Source organism: Kineococcus indalonis (assembly GCF_009906395.1).
GTDB classification, from domain to species: domain Bacteria; phylum Actinomycetota; class Actinomycetes; order Actinomycetales; family Kineococcaceae; genus Kineococcus; species Kineococcus indalonis.
Genome location: NZ_JAAALM010001006.1, coordinates 1 through 495 on the forward strand (window position 1 = coordinate 1; position 495 = coordinate 495).

1 protein-coding gene is annotated in these 495 nt (G+C 80.0%); it reads left to right on the top strand.

Translation table 11 applies throughout. From position 1 onward, the window contains the following. On the top strand, nt 1-368 hold a 368-nt coding region (locus GTR00_RS22425), incomplete at its 5' end, for a universal stress protein (RefSeq protein WP_166613663.1). Between the last annotated feature and the right edge of the window lie 127 nt (nt 369-495).

Here is a 495-nt window from a genome sequence, read left to right on the forward strand (position 1 = left end):
TGGTGGCCGTCACCGACCGCCCCGAGGGCGAGGCCGCCCTGGCCTGGGCGGTGGAGCGCGCCCGCGCCACCGGCGCCGGGGTGGAGGTGGTGTTCGTCACCGGCGACGCCCCCTCCACCCCCGTGCACGCCACCGCCGCGGCGCGCACCGCCGCCGAGCGCGCCGCCGCCGGCGCGGGCGTGGCCGCCCGGTCGCACGACCCGCACCAGGACGTCGCGGGGCAGCTGATCGGCCTCAGCGCCGGCGCGGACGTGCTCGTGCTGCCGGTGCGCCGGCGCTCGGCGACGATGAAGTTCCTGCTGGGCAGCATCGCCCAGCGCGTCATCGGCGAGGCCGCCTGCCCGGTGGTGACCGTCAAGGCCGGGTGAAGCAGGGCCCGGTGAAGCCGCGCCGGTCGAGGCGCGCCGGTCGAGGCGGCCCGGGCTCAGGCGGCCTCGCGACGCACGGCGCCCGGCACCCCACCCGGCGGCGCGGGACGTGGAGCCAGTCTCGAAC